The sequence below is a fragment of the Streptomyces sp. NPDC007162 genome (genome assembly GCF_040634175.1).
Lineage (GTDB): Bacteria > Actinomycetota > Actinomycetes > Streptomycetales > Streptomycetaceae > Streptomyces.
This window is the reverse complement of the sequence record NZ_JBEYFC010001045.1, coordinates 1-1,174: the sequence shown is the minus strand read 5'-3', so window position 1 is coordinate 1,174 and position 1,174 is coordinate 1. Positions and strand designations below refer to the sequence as shown.

Genomic DNA, 1,174 nt, shown 5'->3' with positions numbered 1-1,174 from the left:
GGCGGCTGACGGTGCCCGCCCTGGCCGAGGACACTGCCGGATATGGAAGGACTTGAGACACGGATCACAGGTGTCGGGGGAACCTCAGGACGGGTTTCGAAGGTCCCTTCTACGATCGCACCCGTCACCCACAGGTTCGTACCACTGTGCCCCAAGGTAAGAATCCCGCGTGCCGATCACACTCCAGTACTGCGCGTGAGCGGTCTACCATCAGCTCATGACCCGTGTACTGCTCGCCGAGGACGACGCGTCCATCTCGGAGCCGCTGGCCCGCGCCCTGCGCCGGGAAGGTTACGAGGTCGAGGTGCGCGAGGACGGACCGACCGCACTCGACGCCGGAATGCAGGGCGGCATCGATCTGGTCGTGCTCGACCTCGGGCTGCCCGGAATGGACGGCCTGGAGGTCGCGCGCCGGCTGCGGGCCGAGGGCCACGCCGTGCCGATCCTCATCCTGACCGCACGGGCCGACGAGGTGGACACCGTCGTCGGTCTCGACGCGGGCGCCGACGACTACGTCACCAAGCCGTTCCGGCTCGCCGAACTGCTCGCCCGGGTACGGGCGCTGCTGCGCAGGGGGGCCACGGAACCCGCGCAGCCGCCGGCCACCCACGGTGTGCGCATCGACGTCGAGTCCCACCGGGCGTGGATGGGGGACGAGGAACTCCAGCTCACCGCCAAGGAGTTCGACCTGCTGCGGGTGCTGGTGCGGGACGCAGGCCGCGTGGTGACCAGGGACCAGCTGATGCGCGAGGTCTGGGACACGACGTGGTGGTCGTCCACCAAGACGCTCGACATGCACATCTCGTGGCTGCGCAAGAAGCTCGGCGACGACGCGGCGAACCCGCGCTACATCGCCACCGTGCGTGGTGTCGGGTTCCGTTTCGAGAAGAGCTAGGCCGGCTGCACCGCGCGCCCCCGCCCGGGCGCTGATGTGGCCGATTCCCGGAGAGTGCTGTGCGTCGTCGTCTGATCCAGTCCACCCTCGCCGTGGTGCTCGTCGTCATCGCCGTGTTCGGCGTCTCCCTCGTCATCGTCGAGTCGCGGACCATCAGCAACAGCGCCCAGGAGCGCGTCGACTCCGAGGCCCTGCGGCTCGCCAGCATCGTGGACAGCCGGATCCTCGGGGACGAGGACGTCACCGCCGAGATACTGCGCAGTCAGGTCTCGAAGGAGC

At 68.8% G+C, this 1,174-nt stretch carries 1 protein-coding gene and 1 pseudogene; both read left to right on the top strand.

The features are described 5' to 3' along the window. Positions 1-217: 217 nt before the first annotated feature. Complete coding sequence (locus ABZ646_RS47030; RefSeq protein ID WP_132893872.1) at positions 218-895, top strand: response regulator transcription factor; 678 nt, start codon at positions 218-220, stop codon at positions 893-895. Positions 896-954: 59 nt separating this feature from the next. Further along, positions 955-1,174, top strand: a pseudogene (locus ABZ646_RS47025) (two-component sensor histidine kinase); the annotation flags it as partial.

Excerpts from the sequence above, each read along its gene's own strand:
- ABZ646_RS47030 (WP_132893872.1), top strand. The coding sequence starts at position 218 with ATGACCCGTGTACTGCTCGCCGAGGACGACGCGTCCATCTCGGAGCCG.